We start from the raw sequence: 16,097 nt of genomic DNA, 5'->3' as shown, positions 1-16,097 counted from the left end.
CCACGCGGGTTCGCCGATAGTCGCGAAAGCGTGGGTTTTACACACAGTCCTTTGATTAAAGCCGAGTCTCTTGTCCGTACTATGCCGACCGACGACTTCAGTGGGTTCCGTCGTCGCTACCGGAACGCCCTCGATAGGCTCGAAGACAGCGACGACCTGCACAGCGAGGACCGCGACGCCATCCACCAGTGGCTGCGAGACCGTGACGGTGACCTTGCTGTCTCGTCGCTGGCCCAGTATGCGGGCCGTCTCCGAGTGCTGGGAGAGCGCAGCGACATCCCGCTGGTCGACCTCTCCCTCGACGACGTCCGCGAGTTGTTCTTCGAACTCCGGAACGACCCCGATGCCGGCCGTGGTGGCCCGCCCTCGGAGTCGACGGTCTACAACTACCAGGCTGCGCTCGCGGCCTTCGCGAACCATCGCGAGGACAAATGGGTCGAAGACTTCGACCCCGACAAGCCCGCCCAGCAGCAAAAGACCGTCAACGAGGACGACATGCTCACCCAGGATGAAGTCGCCGCCCTCGTCGACGCGTGCAAGCGGCCGCGAAACCAGGCTATCGTCGAGTTCCTCGCAGATACCGGCGTCCGGCTCACGCTCGCCGGCTCGCTCCGTGTGAAGGATGTCGACCTCGACGGTGAGCGAGCGACGTACACGCCGAACCGAAACGCTATCGGCCTGAAAGGGGCCGAGATCAAGCCCTATCCCATCATCGACAGCAAGGCCTCGCTGCGCGTCTATCTGCGTCACTCCCATCCACGCCCCGACGAGCCCGAGGCCGCCCTCTTCCACAGCTTCGAAGGGTTCGGTGACGTCACCGAAGACGACGGGGCGCTCTCTCCCGAACGCTTCCGGTCGGTCCTCCGAAGCGTCGCCGACGACGCCGGTATCGACAAGCCAGTCAACCCTCACAACTTCCGCCACACGGCTGTTACGCGTATGTGGCGCGAGGGGTGGGGCAAACAGGAGATCCAACACCGCGTCCAGTGGTCGCTGGACACCAACATGTGGCAGCGATACGTCCACGTCACAGCCGAGCAGATGAACGAGGAGATCTTCGCCGAGGCCGGCGTCGTCGAGGACGACGACTCGCTCTCGAAGGAACGCACGACCTGTGGTAACTGCCGAGAGACGATTCCAGCCCATGCTGATTACTGCTCCTGGTGTGGCGAACCGAACTCGCGCGAAGCACGTGAGACGAAAGACTCCGCCGTCGGCTCCCTCGCTGATGGCCTCGCCGAACTCGACGATGCTGGCCGCCGACAGTTCGTCGCCGAACTGCTCCAAGAGATCGAGGCCGACCCGAGCCAGCTGGGGACTCATGAATCGCCCTCCTCGTCGAGAGACTGAAGCACGCGCTCGGCGACCCAGGCGTGGGGCGCGTCGCTCTCGGCTTCGCGTTCCAATTCCTCGCGATGGGCTTCGGCCCAGCTCTCGGACTCGCCCTCGTCCGTGGTGGATGGTGATGTACTTCTGCTCATCAGAAATCGACCTCCCGCAGCGACTGCTCACAACTCCGGGTCACGGTATCGCCCCCATCGCGACGGCGAGGAGTAGTGTACACAGCACTCCCCAGAGGAGCATCAGGAGGCCGTGGTGAACCGGCCTCATGCTTGCTCCCTCCCTGCCATCGAGTACTCTTTCCAGGTATCGTCACCTTCGGGGTGGTCCCCGTCGTCTTCGTCGAGGTTGAGCGACTCGACCAACGCCTGGGGCGACCCAGCGTCGAGAGTCGGGACCTCATCACGCAGGCCGTGTTCTTCGATGAGCGCCTTGACCTGCTCGCGGCTCAATTCGCGAATTTCCTGATTGACTTCGAGGAGCGTCTCGGCGTCGGCGACGATCTCCTCGAACTCCTCAACAGAAAGCCGGTCGGGGAGGGTTGCCCCGCAGCGACCGGTGAGGTGGTTGGAGAGGTCGGTGTGTCTCGCGAACTGCATCCCGCACTCGTCGCACTCCAGGTCCGGTTCGACGTCGAGGATGTAGGTGTCCTTGTCCTCGTGGACGGTCGTACAGTGCGTTTTGGCCCCCTGCTCAGTCGGGAACCCATCAGCACAGTAGCCACACCAGAACGCTACTTCTTCCTCCCCATCCTCAGCGCTGGCGTCGGACCCTGTCTGCTCGTCGTCACTGTGTGTTCGCCCCTGGTGGATGGCGAGCCCGCGCTCCGACTTGGAGGTGAACGCACAGCCGTCGACGTCACAGCTGAACTCGTCAGTGGACTCGTCGTCGGTGGTCTGCTCGTCTGGGGCATCGCCGGTGTCGTCCGCCTGATCATCATCCTCGTCAACGACGTCCAGCCCGAGCCGGTCGGCATTGAACGCCACGCGCTCGAACTCCAGCGCACGCTCGTCCCACTGCTCAACGAGGGCGTCGATGGCCGCCTCGATCTGCTCGTCGGCGTAGCAGCCGTCGGCAGTGCCGCCGTCGTGGACCTGCCCGGCGTCCGGAAGGTGATCGACGACGAACCGGAAGGCGAGTTCCCAGTCGTCGACGTCGACGACCTCAACCGGATGGCTGTCGAGTCCAGCCTGCTCGGCGACCCACAGGCGCTTGTGTCCCTCGACGATCTGGTAGCCGTCCTCGGTCTCGCGGACGACGGGGAACGACCCCGCCCAACCGTTCTGGCGGACGTTGGCGATGTACTGCAGGTTCTCGTCTCGACGGAACTCACGGATCGCGTACGGCGCCGGGTCGACGTCGTCGAGACGGATCCGCTCGACGCAACTCGTCTCGTCGAGGACCTCGATGCTGTCGCAGTGACTCACGAAGGTGGCACCGACGTCGGCATCCCGGTCGACGTTGGTGGCGTCCCGGAGCATGACGTGGCGGTCGTGGTGGTGCAGGCGCTCGCACCACCCCTCGTAGGTCGTGCCATCGTTACCGACCACGCGCACGCGCTCGCCGCGGAAGTGGTCGTCCAGCGAGCCGTGGAACGGGTTCGTCACAGGCTGAACACCTCCCGGACCTTCTGAGCGATATCGTGCGGTCGACGGCCGTGCATGATGGGGTGGAGCGCCCGGTCGTAGCCCTCGATGACGGCGCGCGGGTGGACATCGCCACCTTCCGCGTGGAGGTGGACCGAGACAGCGCGGAACCGGCGGCCCCAGTCCCAGAACATCCCGCCAAGGATGCTATCGGGCCGGTCCTCAACACGTTGGCGTGCGCTACTCGGCATCGTACACCTCCGCCTCGAAGTCTTCGTACCCGAGTTCATCGAGGACGGCCTCGATGCTCGCGATGATCTGGTCCTCCACGGAGCGGTCGAACTCGTCGGTGACGTGGAACTGTCCGCCACCCGGAGACACGATGGCCGCTGGCGCGATGAGGTCAGTGTCCCACCAGAAGTGGGCATGGAACGGCTCGATCTCCGTCGTCCGGTCATCGGTGACGCGGTACTCGTGGGCCACCTCGTCGGCGTTGCTCGCGACGAACCACTGCTCGTCCGCGTCGACGTCGGGGAACTCGTCGGTCCAGACGCCGTCGATGCCGCTCCCATCCTCAGGGACATCACCGCGTGCCGCCGCGAGGTCGGTGGCGCGGACAAAAAGGAGTGAGAGGAAGTCGTCACTCACCGTCCTCACCTCCCTCGGCGAAGCAGTCGAGACACCTGTCCGTCCAGTGTCCCTCGGGACCGGGACAGCCGACGGTGTCGTGCTTACACGTCGGGTCTTGGTCGCCGACACCGGCGAGTTGACGGGCGCTGTGTGCCCAGCGAACGATGCCGCCGTCTGTTGCGACGCCACGATGAACGTCGACGTCGTGGAGTTCCTTGCGCTGGTGGCGCTCAGCTTCGTCGCTGACTTCGACGAGATCCTCGCCCTCGTAAGACCACGGACAGTCTTCACAGTCGGCATGGGGCGTCACGCGCCATCACCTCCGCCCCGGTCAGTAGCCGTATCCACCGACCGCCACTCAGTGTGCGGAATCATGCAGTGACGGCACTCCGTGCAACCCCACAGCTCGTTCTCAACGCCGAACTTCTCGCGTCGGATTGTTTGCAGGATCTCCGTGACGGAGTACGCCTTACACTTCGGACACCAGTAAGCGTCGTCGGGCGTCTTATCATCCGCCTGTTCCCGTATCCCGTCAACGAGTTTCTGCATCGGGTTCTGCTCAGTCCCGGACATCTATCGCTCACCTCCGTCTAGGAGCGTCGCTTCGTCGATGGTCACCGCTCGCGGGGACCCGTGCAGCAGATCCTTCGCCGCCGACCGCGTCGCCGTCTCGGCGAAGTGCGGGTCCTTGCCTTGCAGGCGGTCCAGTGCGGAGTAGCCGGCGACGACGTACCGCTCCTCGTCGGCGTCGTAGCCGATCTCGTTGAAGCCGGCGCTGGACCACGTTACCGCGACCAGCTGGCCGTCGGTGTGTTGCATGGCCCGGATCCAGTCGGTTGGCGACGGCGCGTCGGTGGGGATTTCCCCGACCAGCGCGTCCCGGACCCGGCGCACGGTCGCTCGCGTCTCGGGCTGGGCGTCCTCGAGGACGTCCACAGCGGCGTCGGTTGCGGACTGGTCGGCCGGCAGCGGGAGTCGGCTCAAGTCCCACGGGAGGTCGTCGTTCGGTGGGTGTCCGCGCGTGCGACCCTGGTTCTGAGCTGCCATCTACACCGCCTCCCAGTCGATATCGTCAGCGCTGGTAACCTCAGGGTCCTCCAGTTGGAGACGCAGTGCCTGCGAGCCTTCCAGACTGTAGGTGTCGAGGACGCACTGCTTGCACGGGACGTACCCCTGCCGTTGGGCCTCCGAACGAGTCTGTCTGTCCGAATCGTCGACGCTGCCGATGGTACGGACGACGTGTCCGCAGTCTGTCGACTCGTGGTAGCAGTTCTTCTGTCCGGGCTCACCGACAGGGATGACGAGGTCTTCGGGGTCGCCGTCGTCGGCGTCGAGGCGGCGCTGGGCCTCGGCGCGGTTGAACGTCGGCATCGTTACCGCACCTCCACAGTGTCGACGAGTGCGTCGCCGTCGCAGACGAGATACGCATCTCGACTGGTATCTTCGTCACGGTCGGTGAGCAGCGCCATCTCTCGGGCGCCCTGCATACCGAAGACGACCGCACGGCGTCGGTACAGCGGGTCCGGTTGCGGCGGTCGGTCTGGAGTCGGGGATGCCGCGGCGAGGCTGCGAGCGATGGTCGTCGGGAGCTTCATCGGTCGCCCTCCAACTCACAGCTCGCGACGACGGTGGCCCGGCCGTCGTGGATGTCCACGTCGACGTCGTCGTCGGGCTGGTGGCCGCTCTCGAGGCCGTCGGCGATGACGCGCAGACGCGAGGCGAGTTGCATCTGGGCGTCGTAGCCGCCGTCGGTCACGGGCTCGCCGACGTCCTCGGGGCCGAGATCCTCCAGTCGGCCGGCGAGGTAGCCGCTGCGGCCGGGCGTGTTCTTCGTGGGGCGCTCGACGGGCTCGTCGAACGTGGCACCGCAGTGCCGACAGCGGTAGTCGTGGTCGTGGTCGGCGTCGACGCCGTAGCCGTTCTGGACCATCGACCGGATGCCGGTCGAGTCACAGTCCGGGCACGCGAGGACAGTGCCGTCAGCGTTATCGGCGTCGGCGTCGTCGGTGTCACTCGTACGGGCCGTCTGGCCTGCACAACCAATCCTCTCTGGGGTCGCGTCATCGCGCGACTCCGCTTGCTGCTCGCTCGTCGAGTCGGCAGTATCACGACCGTCTGCACGGTCGGCTATTCCGCTCTCAGTGGGCGTATTCTTATTACGCCCCTCGTGTGATTTGCTCATGGCTTCGGAATACCGTCGCAGGGTTCGGAAGCCGCGTCCGACGTGTGCCACCACGTCGGGCACTTTCTGAGCGCCCGTACGAGGACACGGCTTCCAACATGACAGAGTTGGGCAAGTTACTTAGTCCTTACTCACGAACTATGAGTAGAAGCACATGCTAAATGTGTTGTTAAGCACAATACATGAGTAATTGTCAGACCGATGATTCTAAAACTTCGCAGAAGCACAGAGATGATGTGCCACGGAAGGACGCTGATTGGATGGATCCTATTGACGATAGGATACTGGAGCTGTTTCGAGAGCAGGGAAACCTGAATCCCGCAGCTATCGACGAGTTCGGCGTCACTTCCGCTAACCACGCCAGTCGACGATGCTCCGTACTTGCGAAGTACGGACTCCTCCATCGCATTGCTTCTGGTCTCTATACAATCACTGACGAAGGCATCGCCTACCTGGACGAGGAGCTCGACGCCAGCACGCTCGACCCGGTCGACGACGCCTGACATTCTTACGCCCTCGCGAGTCGCACGGTGACGTCGCCGAGCCACTCGGGTTCGTCCAGATCAGCCAGCTGACCGTACTCCCACGTGGTGACGATCTCGGTCTTCCCGCTCTTCGAGACGTCGACGCGCCAGCGGCGATCTTCGGTGCTGAAGTCGAAGCGGGCGCCGCCGTTCGAGAGCTCCTTGATGTGTTCGACCTCTACTTCGTCGCCGGTGTGGACCTCGATGGTGTCAATGGTGTCTGGCATACACGAAGACCGACGGCCGAGTGGAGTATAAAAAGGGGCTACAATTCCGAATCTTTCGTGGCCGCGACGCGCACGTCGATATCGTACCCCGACCGAACGCTCTCGTCCAACACCCAGTAGATGCGGTCTTTCGTCCCACCCTCCTGTCCAATGAGATCGTACCCGTGCAGCTTCGCGAGCTTGTCCCGGCGAGTTCGCTTGATTAGGGGCGTCCGCTGTCGGCCAGCGTAGATGTCGTCGGCAATGGCGTCGTACCGCTGGTGCAGTGTCCGGCTGTCGATCGTCTCGGCTTCGCGGATGATTTCGTACAGCACGTGATGGTGGAAGGCCAGCGAGTCCAGCGCCGCCTGTCGCATCCACTCCTGGGCGAGTGGGTAGGCATCGGCGACGTCGACGTCGAGGACCTCGTCGTGCCCTCGGTCCTTCGCGAGCGTCGCGGCCGCCAGTAGCGAGTAGATACCGAAGCGAGCGACGCCGGCGACCTCGTCGGCGATGGTCTCCAGCTGGTCGCGAGCAACGGCGCCGTGTTCGAGGCCTTCGCGAGCGCGTGGTTCGAGGATGTCCGCGAGTTCATCGACGCCGTAGCGGTCCAGTCGGAGCTGCCGGCCGTGGAATCGCCTCGCGATGCGGTTGGGTGCCTGCGAGAGCCAGTCGTCGGGGTCGTAGCAGATGACCACCATCGAGATGTACTCGACGTCGGCGAGTCTATCCAGCGCTTTCGTCTCGTGGACTTCACTGGCCTCGTCGAGGACAACCACGACAGGGTCGGTCACACGCTCGCGGAGCTGAAGACAGAGGTCTTCGCGAGCGGTGTTCTGCGGCGGTCGGTCACCGATAGCGCCGAGGACGTCACGGATGATGCTCGCCGTCGTCTGGCCCATGCACTCGATACGGGCGTACTGGACGTCAGCTCTGGTAGCGAGGCGGTCGATGGTGTGGCGCGTGAGGACGGATTTGCCGACGCCGGGCGGGCCCGAGATGAGGAGATCGTCGGCGGGGTCGCCCTGTTTGGCGGGCTCCAGCGCTCGGGCGAGTTGGTTGACCTCGGCGTCGCGGTGTTGGAGGCGCTGCGGGAGGTGTGAGTCGTCGAAGACCGACCGGTCGACAATCATGACGACTCAGAGTGATGATGGAGTGGTATATAAATGGATGCGTCAATTCCGGAAGCCGAACATCTCCGCAGATGTTTAGCAACCCCACTCAGTTTTCGGACTGTCTTTGCAATACGATGAAGTCAGATATGAAGTACTGGATATAGATATTCCGGTAGTCGCTTCGGACTCCTCTAAACGTAATGTATGCTCCTCCGAGAGCCACCAATGCCGTAGAAAAGATGATTGTTGGGTGGATTCCGAGTGTTTGGAGATACGAACCGTATGAAATGACACCACCGGATAGGGCATTGAACAATTTCAGCGTCGAATAGATGGCGTATATTATAACTAAGAAAAATGAAACTATCCAGATACTACCGTAGAAATCAAGCACCGCCTGAAACGTCCGCGAACGGCCACGTGCATCGATGTGGATATGGGACCGAATGAGTGAGTATAGCATATTTAAATCATCGCCATGTTTCTGCCGGTCAAGCTGAGACCGATTTTCTGGGAGGGAGAGCTCTTGAAACTGCTCCTGGCAACAGTTGTAGAACTGGTCAGCGAGGTCGTCCGTGATGTAGTCGGGAGTGATTAACTCAGAAATGAACCGGTCACGATGACTGGTCACCCCAGCATCTTCTTCAGCCCACAGTCGAGTCGCATGAATTGCCCGTCCCAGTACGACACCGCCGATTATCAGGACTGCAATGAGCACTGCGGCGGGTGGGTTCGAATCTGTGGGAAGGAACGGAGTAAGCCCCAATAACAGCGTTGCTCCGGGTATGAAAATGCTAAAGAAGTCATAGAGATCAAGCTGTCTGGTCCCCTCTCCTATCATCTATCCCATAGGGTGTCATCAGGATTGATAAAACCGGCGGTAGTTATTTAACAAATCCGTCGTATCTCCTACGTGTAGTTCGAAGCGACTAACAACGGGAAAATCCAATCACAGGTAGGGAAAAGTCCATGTCCACCGAATCGTCCCATCGCCGGTCTGCCAGTAGCACAGAAAAGCTGGCGAAGGGAGTTGATCAAATACTGGTAAAACTCGTATACATAAGCCCCTTCGCGCTACTGGCATTTCTGGCATTTGAACCGGCACGCAATCACGGTGCATACCTCATCGTCGGCTTGGTCGCGCTCGCGGCTGCATGGGCACTGTTTGACCGGTCGTAACGTACCGCGTTTATTTTCGGAACGGACAGGCGGCCAGTAGTGGCAACAGCGACTCAGTCCTGCAGCTGCTCAGCGTACCACCGCGAGTGAACGAACCGCTGCGGGCAGTCCTGCTCGTGCGGGAAATCGTCGATATTGAGCGCCGTCGCCCCACACTCCGTACACCGAATCTCGCCGGTCGGTCGCGGCGCCGTCAGCCCACCGTCGCCCACCCGCACCTCCTCGAACACGAGTTCGAACGTCGTCGACGGATCGGCGAAGGACTTCACTCGATGTCCACCCCCAGCCCGCGCTCGCGGTGGTACGACACGACGATCTCGACGTCGACCACCGGCACCGGGACGCCGACTTCGACGCGCCTCATTCGATGATCTCCCCGCCGGCGACCTCAACGTCGACGTCCTCGAGGATCTCACTGCCGACGAACACCCACCGACAGCCACTCCAACGCTCTTCGACGTGCCACCAGCGACCGTCCCCGCGGAGGTCGTACCGATCACGCCGGCGCGGGCCCCGCAGCGGGTTCCGCGTGACGACGACGTCCGACCCCTCAACACCGTACACCCGCGAGGCGATGCCCTGCAGCTGCCGGCGGTGATCGACCTCCGACGGTACGTCGTCGGTCATCGGTCCCCTCCGTCATCGATGTGTTCGCGCAGCGTCTCGTCCAGTGCGTCAGGGTCGACGCCGGCGGGGATCTCCCGCTCGCCGCGCAGGAACTGGATACGGCGGCAGTGCTTGCACCCGCCGTCGGGCCGGCGGTGCAGCATGTCCGGACACGTGCAGGTCTCGGCGACGAGGTCGATGACGTACCGAGTTCCGTGGTTGTAGACCGCGACCTGCTCGTCACGGGTGGCCGGGTCGTCGGCGTAGATGTCCATCGGCTCGGTCAACGCCTTGACGTCCCGGTCGTCCAGCTGGGCCAGCGCCGCCAGGTCGACGTCGCCGGCGTCGGCAGTGGCCGCCATCAGTCCTCGCCCTCCTCGCCGCCGTCGCAATCGTGGATGGGCTCGACGAGCGCCAGCCGCGAGCGCGGGTAGGCGTAACGCTCTAAACGGTCAACGTCGGCGGTGGTCCGCTCGGGAAAGACGACTTCGATGACGTCGTCGTCGCTGGGGTAGTCCTGGTTGTAGTCGGCGACGGTGCCCCAGCCGTCGACGTCGTACGCGCCGGCGGCGCCGAGCTGCTTACCGACCACGACCATCGTGGCTCCGTTGTCGCCGCGGTCTTCGACGCGATCGCCGACGTGCAGCGGCGGGAGAGTCTCAGTCATCGGCGCCCTCCACGAAGTCGCCGACCTCGTCTTTCACTCGGTCGACCAGCTTTGGGTTCATGCCGGCGTTGACCAGCTCCGGCCGCGTCGCCCGCTGCAGGTCGGTGACCGTCGTGAACCCAGCCTGATACGGGTCGATGGCGACGCCCCACGACAGCGCCTCGACCTCGTCGGCAAACGCGACGACGTCCTTCGCCACTGCGACCTGGACGTCGATGCGCCGGTCGATGGCGTCGGCGAGCTTGCCGGCGGCGTCGGTCGCGAGGCGCTCGGTCTCTTCGTCGAGGCCGTGATCGTCGGCGTCGACGAGGATCGCGTTCTGCTGGGCGGTGACCAGCGCGCCGAACGCCTCGTCACCCGCGAGCAGGTCCCGCAGACACTCCGACTCGGCGTCGGTCAGGTCGCGAGTCCTGCGGGCACCGGCGGCGATGGTGCTGACCTCGTTCCGGACCGTCTTCTGTTCGACCATCAGTTGCCCTCCTTCCGACGCTGGTCGGCCTCGAGGATGGCGCCGGCGAGCTGTCCCGGGCTACTCCAGCCACGCTCCTGGTCGACGTAGCGCCGCCACTCGTCGAGTCGGCGGCCGTCCAGGTACTCGACGTAGTCGACGTCGTCGCCGTCGATGACGACCACAGCGTCGGCGCTGCGGATGTAGTGGTGTTCGTAGCCCTCGTCGTCGGTGCCGAGGGTGGCGGATGCGATACTGTCGCCCAGCGTGCGGGCGGTCGTTTCGACAGTCGTGCCGGAATCCTGAAGTCCGGTGCGAGTCTTGATCTGCATGCTTCCTTGCTGGAAGCGGTCGGGCGTGCTGTAACACGCCCCGGCCAACTTCTGACCGGTGTCCCGCTTCACACTTACAGGTACAACACCCATGCCCTTTAATCTTTGCTTTGTCAACACAGTCTGTATTTGTCGGAGCAAACATTTATCTCGACAAGGCGCATAGTAAAGGTCGGAGGATAGAATGTGCAGCCATCAATGGCTCATGAGCTGAACGACGCCGACGAACAGATCCTCAAACTACTGCTGGAGGGGCGAAACCTCCCGCAGAACCTCGCTGACGAACTGGGATACTCGCGCCAGTACATCCAGAACCGCCTTCAGATGCTGAAAGCCGCCGACTACGCCAGCAATCTGGGCGGTGGTCTCTACGAGATTACCGACGACGGCCGAGAAGAGATCGGTGCGGAGTCGGGGGCGGACGTCGACGAATTGCGCGACGCGCTCGCGGACGCACGAGCTGCGCACGAGCAGGTCAACGGCGACGCACTCGGAGAGGCGCTGGAACGGATGGCTGACCTCCTAGGGGTGAACGATGCCGAGTGACGCCACACCACTCTCGGACCTGGAGTGCCGCGAACAGGCACTGAGCAACGTCCGTGACGCCGTCGCCGCCCTGCAGCAGGTGCCGGCACCAGCGCTCGACGCCGAGAAACACGACCTGCTGCAGGAGGCTGACGACAACCTCCGCAGTCTCGAGCGGGCGCTGACCAACGAAGTCGACCAGCTACGGGAATCCAACGATGCCTGACCTGGACTGGCCGGACGGCTTCGACCGCACGGACCCGGGCGACCGCGAGCCGTACCCCCACGGCTTCCGGGTGACGCGCTCGCAAGCGTTCGACAACATCCTCGAGGAGCTGCGGAAGATGGACGGCGCCCGGAACGTCCAGCTGGACACGGGCGCCGAACACCAGCAGCGCAACCCGAACAAGCCGTACGCGAACGCCAGCTACGATGACCCCGGCGTCGTCGCCCGCTTCGAGCGCGACGGGCAGCAGTTCGCTGTCCCGTGTGACCGCTGGGACAACCCGCGAGACAACGCCCAGGCCATCGCGAAGTATCTCGACGCGAAGCGGGCGCTGGAACGGTACGGCGTCGAGACCGTCGACGACGAGTTTGCCACGCAGGCGCTCCCTGGTGGTGACGACGAGGACGTCATCGTCGCCGGCGACGGGTCGGGGACTGCGTCGACGCAGGCACCCCACGAGGTACTGGGCGTCGCCGAGGACGCACCCGACGACGTCGTCGAGGCCGTGGCCCGGCGGCTGTCCGCGAACGCGCACCCCGACAACGATGGGGACCGGGAGGAGTACAAGCGGATCCAGCAGGCGAAGGCAGCTATGCTGGATGGATGACGTTGACGGCGGTGATCGCGACGCTGGCCGTACACGGTTTTGCGCACGAGGGGACTGCGGAACCTGGACCAACTGATGGCCGGTGGCAGCTAGGAAACCGGGAATAATGCCATCAATTAGTTTTGGGTTTTACTTCCACTACGATGGTAGAAGGTTTTTAAGCCATCCTACCGACTGGCGTAGCATGCCGAAAGATGGCAACAAAACAAAGATAAAACGTCGGCACCTGCTCACTGCATTAGGTGCAACTGGGATATCTGCACTTGCTGGATGTGGCAGCACATCCGATGCAGATATTGGGTCCCCCTCGGACAAGGATGTCCCTGCGCCATCGGTTGATGCAAGTGACCGGTGGGAACTCACTACGCCCGACTCAAAGCCGCGGTTGCTGAAGAAAGGGTCAGTCGGACCGCTCAATTACACTGCGCACGGCCATGTTACCCGGTACGAAGATGTGCAGCTCCGCAAAAGAGTGAGCGACAGCACATTTGGAGAGATAGACCGCCCGTTTGCAGTTGCCTTCGCCGCGAGAGTAGATGTCTTCCCGTCCACTTTTTCAGCCGCAACCGGACTACAGAGTGGCGAGATTGACTCTGCGATACTCAACAACTTGAAAAACGCCATGAGCGATTTTGGGGTGCAAAACGTTCAGCAGTCTGCCCCAATGGATGCGCCGGATACGCCCCCAGCTCAGTTTCAGGTGGTCCGCGGCGAATACCCTATTTCCGAGGTAACAATAGAAGACGTCGATATTCCGCACAGCAACCGTAGCCAGCTGAGTTTCGGCGGTGGAATGCTTCCGATTAAAGGCATCGCAGGCCGGTGGAAATCTGACGGTTCGATACTGGCTGGAGGAGGGGTTTACCCCGACGCGGATTTTGATGCTACTGAGAAGGTGTCAATGTCCGACGCGATCTCGATGTCGGTTGACGTAGATTTGAACTTACAGCCAGCCCGCCGAGAATCGCAAATCCTCAATTTCGTTCGAAATATCTCACTGTAGAGCGACGCAACTGATTACGAGAGGACAGCGCCGGGCTGAAAACACCCGACGCGGTGGGGGAGAACGGTAAGGGTGAGCGGTGTGGGTGGGGTGACGGACACGCCGAGAGAGATGGCTTCAGCGGTGTCCGCACCCGCGGCTATCCACTCACTGCCTATGGACTTTCTGGTGCGGGCCGCGTCCACTAACCAACACCGACCCCGAAGAACCCCACGTGTTGGTTAGAGAAACAGCGGAACTATTGTGGTCCGTTTGTCGTCACGTCGCCGTCGGCGTACTCGATTCCGGCGACCGACTCGCACAGCTACCGGGTCATCGAACCCCTACCGGGCTAAAAAAACACCCGGCAGAGGGATGGAATCGGCTGAGCAGTGGAGTTCGGACCCCAAGTGAGCGGACGGCCGATGCCATCGAACCGGTGTGTGCCCGAACTCCAGACACGCGACAGACTGTTGCCGCGTAGGGGGTGGGGTACGAGTTGTGGGCAACTGCGCCCACAGTCAGCCACTCGCGACAACGGGGTTTTGTTATCCTGTTGAAACGGCGACGAAACAGGGTCCTAACTTAGCCCGACTGTGGCCGGATGCCGTCGATGTCAGCCGACGGGTCGATATCGAGCACGCGTGGATGATCACAGGTAACGGTCTATTGGAAGCCACGAGAACCGGGCACCTGTGGCCCTGTTGACTCTTCAGTTCCGGATCCAGGCGGCTCTATTTGTATGTCGTATATGCTCTGCAAGAAGTTCTGTGGGACCATCGACAGGCTGACAAGCGTTTGGCAAGCCGCATCAAAATCTGAGGCTCGGACTCCCGACTCATACACGAATAGCTTCTTTTGTAACTTGAACCCATGCGGACCATTGAGTCGCTGATTGAGTTTAAACGCGCAGTCTGGATGAGTGAGCATTTCAACAAGCTTCGACCGGGCCTTTTCCAGGGTTTCTGGGTTTCGGTCCCCATTGATCGCCGCAACTTTTTGTTGAGCCCGTTGTAAATCATTCTCATCCAGATCAACGTTCACTTCGATTTCACCATCAACTGTTTCAGGAGCTTTGTTGAGCTTTTGTTGAGCCTTATCAGCAAACGCGACTTGTTCAGTTACGTCATATTCGTACTGAACGGTGAAAAAGTGGCTTCCCGCAGTCGAATACGCGAATAGCTGATCATCGCCGTGTGTGAACGCATATCCTTTGACCGGAGTGCCTTCATCATTGGTTGTGTTTATCTCGTCAATGACTGTTCTTTCTGATCTGTCGATGAAATCGGCGATGGCAGCGAGACCAGCTTCAATATCTGGATCGTCACCCATTTGCTATTCCGAGATTTCAGCAGCCAGTTCCTCAGCAACCTGCATCGGGCTCTGTGAGTAGGTCTCCAAAGCCTCCTCAGTATTGTCACGGACCGTAAAATCGGTTTCTGAGTCGAGAGTGACGCTGATTTCGCCACGGACGGCCATCTGGGATGGGTACTCCATACTAGGTACAACTAAACTACTGATGAAAAAGTTACCGTTTGTTATCATATAGGGTCAACATGAAGCCGATCTGTTTTTGATTATTTGTGGATCCCGTCAACACCCACCGACGAGTCGATATCGAGCAGCGCCCACGCCTTCTCTACCCCAGCGCGAGGCTGCCAGTCGACGCCAGCGTAGTGATCACGCGGCCGCCGCCACGGGTTGAGCTCGTAGTGGGCCGACACGCCGACGCCCTCCTCGTGGTTCCACAGCCGGACGTGATACTGATACTCGCCGAAGAACCCGTCGGGCCGCAGCGCATACGACCCACACTCGTAGGCCCGGCCCTCGGGCGTCTCGTGGTACTTCAGCGTCGCCGTGTTCACCGGAAACACGGTGTCCATCGCGAGCAACTCGTAGCGGACGTCGTCGACGTCAGCGTCGCGAACGGCGCCGGCGAAACACCGGGCCTGCAGTGGCTTCGAGAACATGACGTCCCGGCCGAACAGGCGGCGCTCGTTGCGCTCCAGCGGCGGGAGAACGATGCGTCTGAACGTGATGAGGTCTGGCCAGATCATGGTTACAACTCGAAAACGGGGGGTGCGACGCCACACGACCCGCGTGCCGTCGCCGATCAGACGATCTTGCTGACGGCCTGCAGCTGCGAGCGGATGTCCTGCAGCGCGTCGCCGATGGTCGACCGACTCCCCAGCAACACGGTCGGCGAGCTCTCGGACTGGTTGATGTCCCGCAATTCGACGGCCTCGCCAGCCGTCGGCAGGTCGGGGATGGTCAGCGTCTCGACGATGCTCACCGTCGGCGGGAGCTCATCGAGCGTCGCCTCGGCCTCGATGAGCGGCTCGTCGACGACGCGATAGAGATACAGCGCCGCCTGCTCACACCCCCGACTCGACGGCAGTGAGGGCACGTCCCGGACCAGCGTCTTCGGCGACGCCGGCGCGTCCGGCGCAGTGTACGACCCGCTGACCTTCCACTGATAGTCAACGACCAGCGACTCACCATCGCTGATCGACCCGCCGGAGAGCGCAACCAACTCGCCGGGTAAGCGGTTGAACTCGTAGTCATCGCCTTCGACGTAGACCGTGCCATCGGTCGCGGCGACACGCCCCGACCCCTCGACGACGTTGGCGTGATCAAGCGACACCGCGGTACCGACGTCGGCGGTCACGCTCTCCTCTTGGGCGGACTTGGACTGGCCCTTGATGACGACCTTGTCGTAGCTGCCGCTGTTGATCTTGCCGACCTCGTAGTCGACGAGGTCCGCATCCGTATCTTGCACGCGCTGACCGGGCTGGGTCCACTGGACGCGCAGGTCGTCGATGGACTCGTCCCACGTCAGCGCGAAGATCGAGTCGGAGAAGTTCGCGATGTTCTGCAGCGCCTCGAGAGCCTGCTCGTCGACCGTCTTGTCGATGAGTAGCGGCGTGTCGTCGAGGTCGGC

The 16,097-nt window shown here is 62.2% G+C and carries 28 protein-coding genes and 1 pseudogene; 6 read left to right on the top strand and 23 right to left on the bottom strand.

Translation table 11 applies throughout. The features are described from left to right. The first annotated feature begins 81 nt into the window (after nt 1-81). A complete protein-coding gene (locus IEY28_RS00145; RefSeq protein ID WP_188993421.1) occupies nt 82-1,350 on the top strand; it encodes a site-specific integrase in 1,269 nt (422 codons plus the stop codon). Here the strand turns inward: IEY28_RS00145 and IEY28_RS00140 are convergent. From IEY28_RS00140 to IEY28_RS00095, 10 genes are all read right to left on the bottom strand, one after another. Continuing rightward, on the bottom strand, nt 1,320-1,481 hold the full coding sequence (locus IEY28_RS00140) for a hypothetical protein (protein ID WP_188993419.1): 162 nt from the start codon (nt 1,479-1,481) through the stop codon (nt 1,320-1,322). The two genes, IEY28_RS00145 and IEY28_RS00140, sit on opposite strands and share 31 nt — an antisense overlap. Nucleotides 1,482-1,607: 126 nt before the next feature. Then, complete coding sequence (locus IEY28_RS00135; RefSeq protein ID WP_188993417.1) at nt 1,608-2,948, bottom strand: ParB/RepB/Spo0J family partition protein; 1,341 nt, start codon at nt 2,946-2,948, stop codon at nt 1,608-1,610. Beyond that, a complete protein-coding gene (locus IEY28_RS00130; protein ID WP_188993415.1) occupies nt 2,945-3,178 on the bottom strand; it encodes a hypothetical protein in 234 nt (77 codons plus the stop codon). Before IEY28_RS00130 ends, IEY28_RS00135 begins: the two co-directional genes overlap by 4 nt. Then, the gene (locus IEY28_RS00125; protein ID WP_188993413.1) at nt 3,168-3,575 is read right to left on the bottom strand and encodes a hypothetical protein; all 408 of its coding nucleotides are present in this window, start codon (nt 3,573-3,575) and stop codon (nt 3,168-3,170) included. The genes IEY28_RS00130 and IEY28_RS00125 overlap by 11 nt, the downstream gene beginning before the upstream one ends. Further along, complete coding sequence (locus tag IEY28_RS00120) at nt 3,568-3,867, bottom strand: hypothetical protein (protein WP_188993410.1); 300 nt, start codon at nt 3,865-3,867, stop codon at nt 3,568-3,570. The genes IEY28_RS00125 and IEY28_RS00120 overlap by 8 nt, the downstream gene beginning before the upstream one ends. Further along, nucleotides 3,864-4,130 carry a hypothetical protein gene (locus IEY28_RS00115; RefSeq protein ID WP_188993408.1) on the bottom strand — a complete coding sequence of 89 codons (267 nt, stop codon included), beginning with the start codon at nt 4,128-4,130 and terminating at the stop codon, nt 3,864-3,866. The genes IEY28_RS00120 and IEY28_RS00115 overlap by 4 nt, the downstream gene beginning before the upstream one ends. Continuing rightward, entirely contained in the window at nt 4,131-4,604 is a 474-nt protein-coding gene (locus IEY28_RS00110; RefSeq protein ID WP_188993406.1) for a hypothetical protein, read from the bottom strand. It abuts the gene before it with no gap. Continuing rightward, on the bottom strand, nt 4,605-4,928 hold the full coding sequence (locus tag IEY28_RS00105; RefSeq protein ID WP_188993404.1) for a hypothetical protein: 324 nt from the start codon (nt 4,926-4,928) through the stop codon (nt 4,605-4,607). A gap of 2 nt (nt 4,929-4,930) precedes the next feature. Then, nucleotides 4,931-5,152, bottom strand: coding sequence for a hypothetical protein (locus tag IEY28_RS00100; protein WP_188993402.1), 222 nt, complete (start codon nt 5,150-5,152; stop codon nt 4,931-4,933). After that, nucleotides 5,149-5,739 (bottom strand): hypothetical protein, encoded by a 591-nt coding sequence (locus tag IEY28_RS00095; RefSeq protein WP_188993400.1) that lies wholly within the window; start codon nt 5,737-5,739, stop codon nt 5,149-5,151. The genes IEY28_RS00100 and IEY28_RS00095 overlap by 4 nt, the downstream gene beginning before the upstream one ends. A gap of 260 nt (nt 5,740-5,999) precedes the next feature. On the opposite strand from IEY28_RS00095, the gene IEY28_RS00090 reads away from it, so the two are divergent. Beyond that, nucleotides 6,000-6,242 carry an ArsR family transcriptional regulator gene (locus tag IEY28_RS00090; protein WP_188993398.1) on the top strand — a complete coding sequence of 81 codons (243 nt, stop codon included), beginning with the start codon at nt 6,000-6,002 and terminating at the stop codon, nt 6,240-6,242. Between the two features lie 5 nt (nt 6,243-6,247). Here IEY28_RS00090 and IEY28_RS00085 read toward each other — a convergent pair whose 3' ends face one another. The 9 genes from IEY28_RS00085 to IEY28_RS20560 form a co-directional block, all read right to left on the bottom strand. Then, a complete protein-coding gene (locus tag IEY28_RS00085; protein ID WP_188993396.1) occupies nt 6,248-6,490 on the bottom strand; it encodes a hypothetical protein in 243 nt (80 codons plus the stop codon). Between the two features lie 38 nt (nt 6,491-6,528). Beyond that, nucleotides 6,529-7,602 carry a Cdc6/Cdc18 family protein gene (locus tag IEY28_RS00080; protein WP_188993394.1) on the bottom strand — a complete coding sequence of 358 codons (1,074 nt, stop codon included), beginning with the start codon at nt 7,600-7,602 and terminating at the stop codon, nt 6,529-6,531. Between the two features lie 88 nt (nt 7,603-7,690). After that, nucleotides 7,691-8,425, bottom strand: a complete 735-nt coding sequence (locus tag IEY28_RS00075) for a hypothetical protein (RefSeq protein WP_188993392.1) — start codon at nt 8,423-8,425, stop codon at nt 7,691-7,693. A gap of 391 nt (nt 8,426-8,816) precedes the next feature. Then, complete coding sequence (locus IEY28_RS00070; protein ID WP_188993390.1) at nt 8,817-9,032, bottom strand: hypothetical protein; 216 nt, start codon at nt 9,030-9,032, stop codon at nt 8,817-8,819. Nucleotides 9,033-9,123: 91 nt separating this feature from the next. Then, on the bottom strand, nt 9,124-9,390 hold the full coding sequence (locus IEY28_RS00065; protein ID WP_229783052.1) for a hypothetical protein: 267 nt from the start codon (nt 9,388-9,390) through the stop codon (nt 9,124-9,126). Then, nucleotides 9,387-9,731, bottom strand: a complete 345-nt coding sequence (locus IEY28_RS00060) for a hypothetical protein (RefSeq protein ID WP_188993388.1) — start codon at nt 9,729-9,731, stop codon at nt 9,387-9,389. Before IEY28_RS00060 ends, IEY28_RS00065 begins: the two co-directional genes overlap by 4 nt. After that, nucleotides 9,731-10,036: a hypothetical protein gene (locus IEY28_RS00055; protein ID WP_188993386.1), complete on the bottom strand. Its 306-nt coding sequence runs from the start codon at nt 10,034-10,036 to the stop codon at nt 9,731-9,733. The genes IEY28_RS00060 and IEY28_RS00055 overlap by 1 nt, the downstream gene beginning before the upstream one ends. Next, complete coding sequence (locus tag IEY28_RS00050) at nt 10,029-10,505, bottom strand: hypothetical protein (protein ID WP_188993384.1); 477 nt, start codon at nt 10,503-10,505, stop codon at nt 10,029-10,031. The genes IEY28_RS00055 and IEY28_RS00050 overlap by 8 nt, the downstream gene beginning before the upstream one ends. Next, a complete protein-coding gene (locus tag IEY28_RS20560; RefSeq protein WP_220639365.1) occupies nt 10,505-10,888 on the bottom strand; it encodes a hypothetical protein in 384 nt (127 codons plus the stop codon). The genes IEY28_RS00050 and IEY28_RS20560 overlap by 1 nt, the downstream gene beginning before the upstream one ends. Before the next feature lie 114 nt (nt 10,889-11,002). Between IEY28_RS20560 and IEY28_RS00040 the strand changes: the two genes are divergently transcribed. The 4 genes from IEY28_RS00040 (at nt 11,003) to IEY28_RS00025 (ending at nt 13,177) form a co-directional block, all read left to right on the top strand. Continuing rightward, nucleotides 11,003-11,362 carry a hypothetical protein gene (locus tag IEY28_RS00040; protein WP_188993382.1) on the top strand — a complete coding sequence of 120 codons (360 nt, stop codon included), beginning with the start codon at nt 11,003-11,005 and terminating at the stop codon, nt 11,360-11,362. Beyond that, nucleotides 11,352-11,567: a hypothetical protein gene (locus IEY28_RS00035; RefSeq protein WP_188993380.1), complete on the top strand. Its 216-nt coding sequence runs from the start codon at nt 11,352-11,354 to the stop codon at nt 11,565-11,567. The genes IEY28_RS00040 and IEY28_RS00035 overlap by 11 nt, the downstream gene beginning before the upstream one ends. After that, nucleotides 11,560-12,174, top strand: coding sequence for a J domain-containing protein (locus IEY28_RS00030; RefSeq protein ID WP_188993378.1), 615 nt, complete (start codon nt 11,560-11,562; stop codon nt 12,172-12,174). The genes IEY28_RS00035 and IEY28_RS00030 overlap by 8 nt, the downstream gene beginning before the upstream one ends. Nucleotides 12,175-12,358: 184 nt before the next feature. Continuing rightward, nucleotides 12,359-13,177, top strand: a complete 819-nt coding sequence (locus tag IEY28_RS00025; RefSeq protein WP_188993376.1) for a DUF6517 family protein — start codon at nt 12,359-12,361, stop codon at nt 13,175-13,177. Nucleotides 13,178-13,822: 645 nt separating this feature from the next. Here IEY28_RS00025 and IEY28_RS00020 read toward each other — a convergent pair. The 4 genes and pseudogenes from IEY28_RS00020 to IEY28_RS00005 form a co-directional block, all read right to left on the bottom strand. Further along, complete coding sequence (locus IEY28_RS00020) at nt 13,823-14,488, bottom strand: hypothetical protein (RefSeq protein WP_188993373.1); 666 nt, start codon at nt 14,486-14,488, stop codon at nt 13,823-13,825. A 3-nt stretch (nt 14,489-14,491) separates the two neighbouring features. Continuing rightward, complete coding sequence (locus IEY28_RS00015) at nt 14,492-14,653, bottom strand: hypothetical protein (RefSeq protein WP_188993371.1); 162 nt, start codon at nt 14,651-14,653, stop codon at nt 14,492-14,494. An 80-nt stretch (nt 14,654-14,733) separates the two neighbouring features. Next, entirely contained in the window at nt 14,734-15,213 is a 480-nt protein-coding gene (locus IEY28_RS00010) for a hypothetical protein (RefSeq protein WP_188993369.1), read from the bottom strand. Nucleotides 15,214-15,269: 56 nt separating this feature from the next. Next, nucleotides 15,270-16,097, bottom strand: a pseudogene (locus IEY28_RS00005) (hypothetical protein); the annotation flags it as partial.

This window comes from Haloarcula pellucida, assembly GCF_014647235.1.
In the GTDB taxonomy this organism is placed as follows: Archaea; Halobacteriota; Halobacteria; order Halobacteriales; family Haloarculaceae; genus Haloarcula; species Haloarcula pellucida.
Note: the sequence above shows the minus strand (reverse complement) of the source record. Positions and strands in the feature narration are given on the sequence as shown.

What these genes read in the sequence shown, in the direction of transcription:
- IEY28_RS00145 (WP_188993421.1), top strand. Translation starts at nt 82, where the DNA reads ATGCCGACCGACGACTTCAGTGGGTTCCGTCGTCGCTACCGGAACGCC.
- IEY28_RS00140 (WP_188993419.1), bottom strand. Translation starts at nt 1,481, where the DNA reads ATGAGCAGAAGTACATCACCATCCACCACGGACGAGGGCGAGTCCGAG.
- IEY28_RS00130 (WP_188993415.1), bottom strand. Translation starts at nt 3,178, where the DNA reads ATGCCGAGTAGCGCACGCCAACGTGTTGAGGACCGGCCCGATAGCATC.
- IEY28_RS00115 (WP_188993408.1), bottom strand. Translation starts at nt 4,130, where the DNA reads ATGTCCGGGACTGAGCAGAACCCGATGCAGAAACTCGTTGACGGGATA.
- IEY28_RS00110 (WP_188993406.1), bottom strand. Translation starts at nt 4,604, where the DNA reads ATGGCAGCTCAGAACCAGGGTCGCACGCGCGGACACCCACCGAACGAC.
- IEY28_RS00105 (WP_188993404.1), bottom strand. Translation starts at nt 4,928, where the DNA reads ATGCCGACGTTCAACCGCGCCGAGGCCCAGCGCCGCCTCGACGCCGAC.
- IEY28_RS00100 (WP_188993402.1), bottom strand. Translation starts at nt 5,152, where the DNA reads ATGAAGCTCCCGACGACCATCGCTCGCAGCCTCGCCGCGGCATCCCCG.
- IEY28_RS00095 (WP_188993400.1), bottom strand. Translation starts at nt 5,739, where the DNA reads ATGAGCAAATCACACGAGGGGCGTAATAAGAATACGCCCACTGAGAGC.
- IEY28_RS00090 (WP_188993398.1), top strand. Translation starts at nt 6,000, where the DNA reads ATGGATCCTATTGACGATAGGATACTGGAGCTGTTTCGAGAGCAGGGA.
- IEY28_RS00085 (WP_188993396.1), bottom strand. Translation starts at nt 6,490, where the DNA reads ATGCCAGACACCATTGACACCATCGAGGTCCACACCGGCGACGAAGTA.
- IEY28_RS00080 (WP_188993394.1), bottom strand. Translation starts at nt 7,602, where the DNA reads ATGATTGTCGACCGGTCGGTCTTCGACGACTCACACCTCCCGCAGCGC.
- IEY28_RS00075 (WP_188993392.1), bottom strand. Translation starts at nt 8,425, where the DNA reads ATGATAGGAGAGGGGACCAGACAGCTTGATCTCTATGACTTCTTTAGC.
- IEY28_RS00065 (WP_229783052.1), bottom strand. Translation starts at nt 9,390, where the DNA reads ATGACCGACGACGTACCGTCGGAGGTCGATCACCGCCGGCAGCTGCAG.
- IEY28_RS00060 (WP_188993388.1), bottom strand. Translation starts at nt 9,731, where the DNA reads ATGGCGGCCACTGCCGACGCCGGCGACGTCGACCTGGCGGCGCTGGCC.
- IEY28_RS00055 (WP_188993386.1), bottom strand. Translation starts at nt 10,036, where the DNA reads ATGACTGAGACTCTCCCGCCGCTGCACGTCGGCGATCGCGTCGAAGAC.
- IEY28_RS00050 (WP_188993384.1), bottom strand. Translation starts at nt 10,505, where the DNA reads ATGGTCGAACAGAAGACGGTCCGGAACGAGGTCAGCACCATCGCCGCC.
- IEY28_RS00035 (WP_188993380.1), top strand. Translation starts at nt 11,352, where the DNA reads ATGCCGAGTGACGCCACACCACTCTCGGACCTGGAGTGCCGCGAACAG.
- IEY28_RS00030 (WP_188993378.1), top strand. Translation starts at nt 11,560, where the DNA reads ATGCCTGACCTGGACTGGCCGGACGGCTTCGACCGCACGGACCCGGGC.
- IEY28_RS00025 (WP_188993376.1), top strand. Translation starts at nt 12,359, where the DNA reads ATGCCGAAAGATGGCAACAAAACAAAGATAAAACGTCGGCACCTGCTC.
- IEY28_RS00020 (WP_188993373.1), bottom strand. Translation starts at nt 14,488, where the DNA reads ATGGGTGACGATCCAGATATTGAAGCTGGTCTCGCTGCCATCGCCGAT.
- IEY28_RS00015 (WP_188993371.1), bottom strand. Translation starts at nt 14,653, where the DNA reads ATGGAGTACCCATCCCAGATGGCCGTCCGTGGCGAAATCAGCGTCACT.
- IEY28_RS00010 (WP_188993369.1), bottom strand. Translation starts at nt 15,213, where the DNA reads ATGATCTGGCCAGACCTCATCACGTTCAGACGCATCGTTCTCCCGCCG.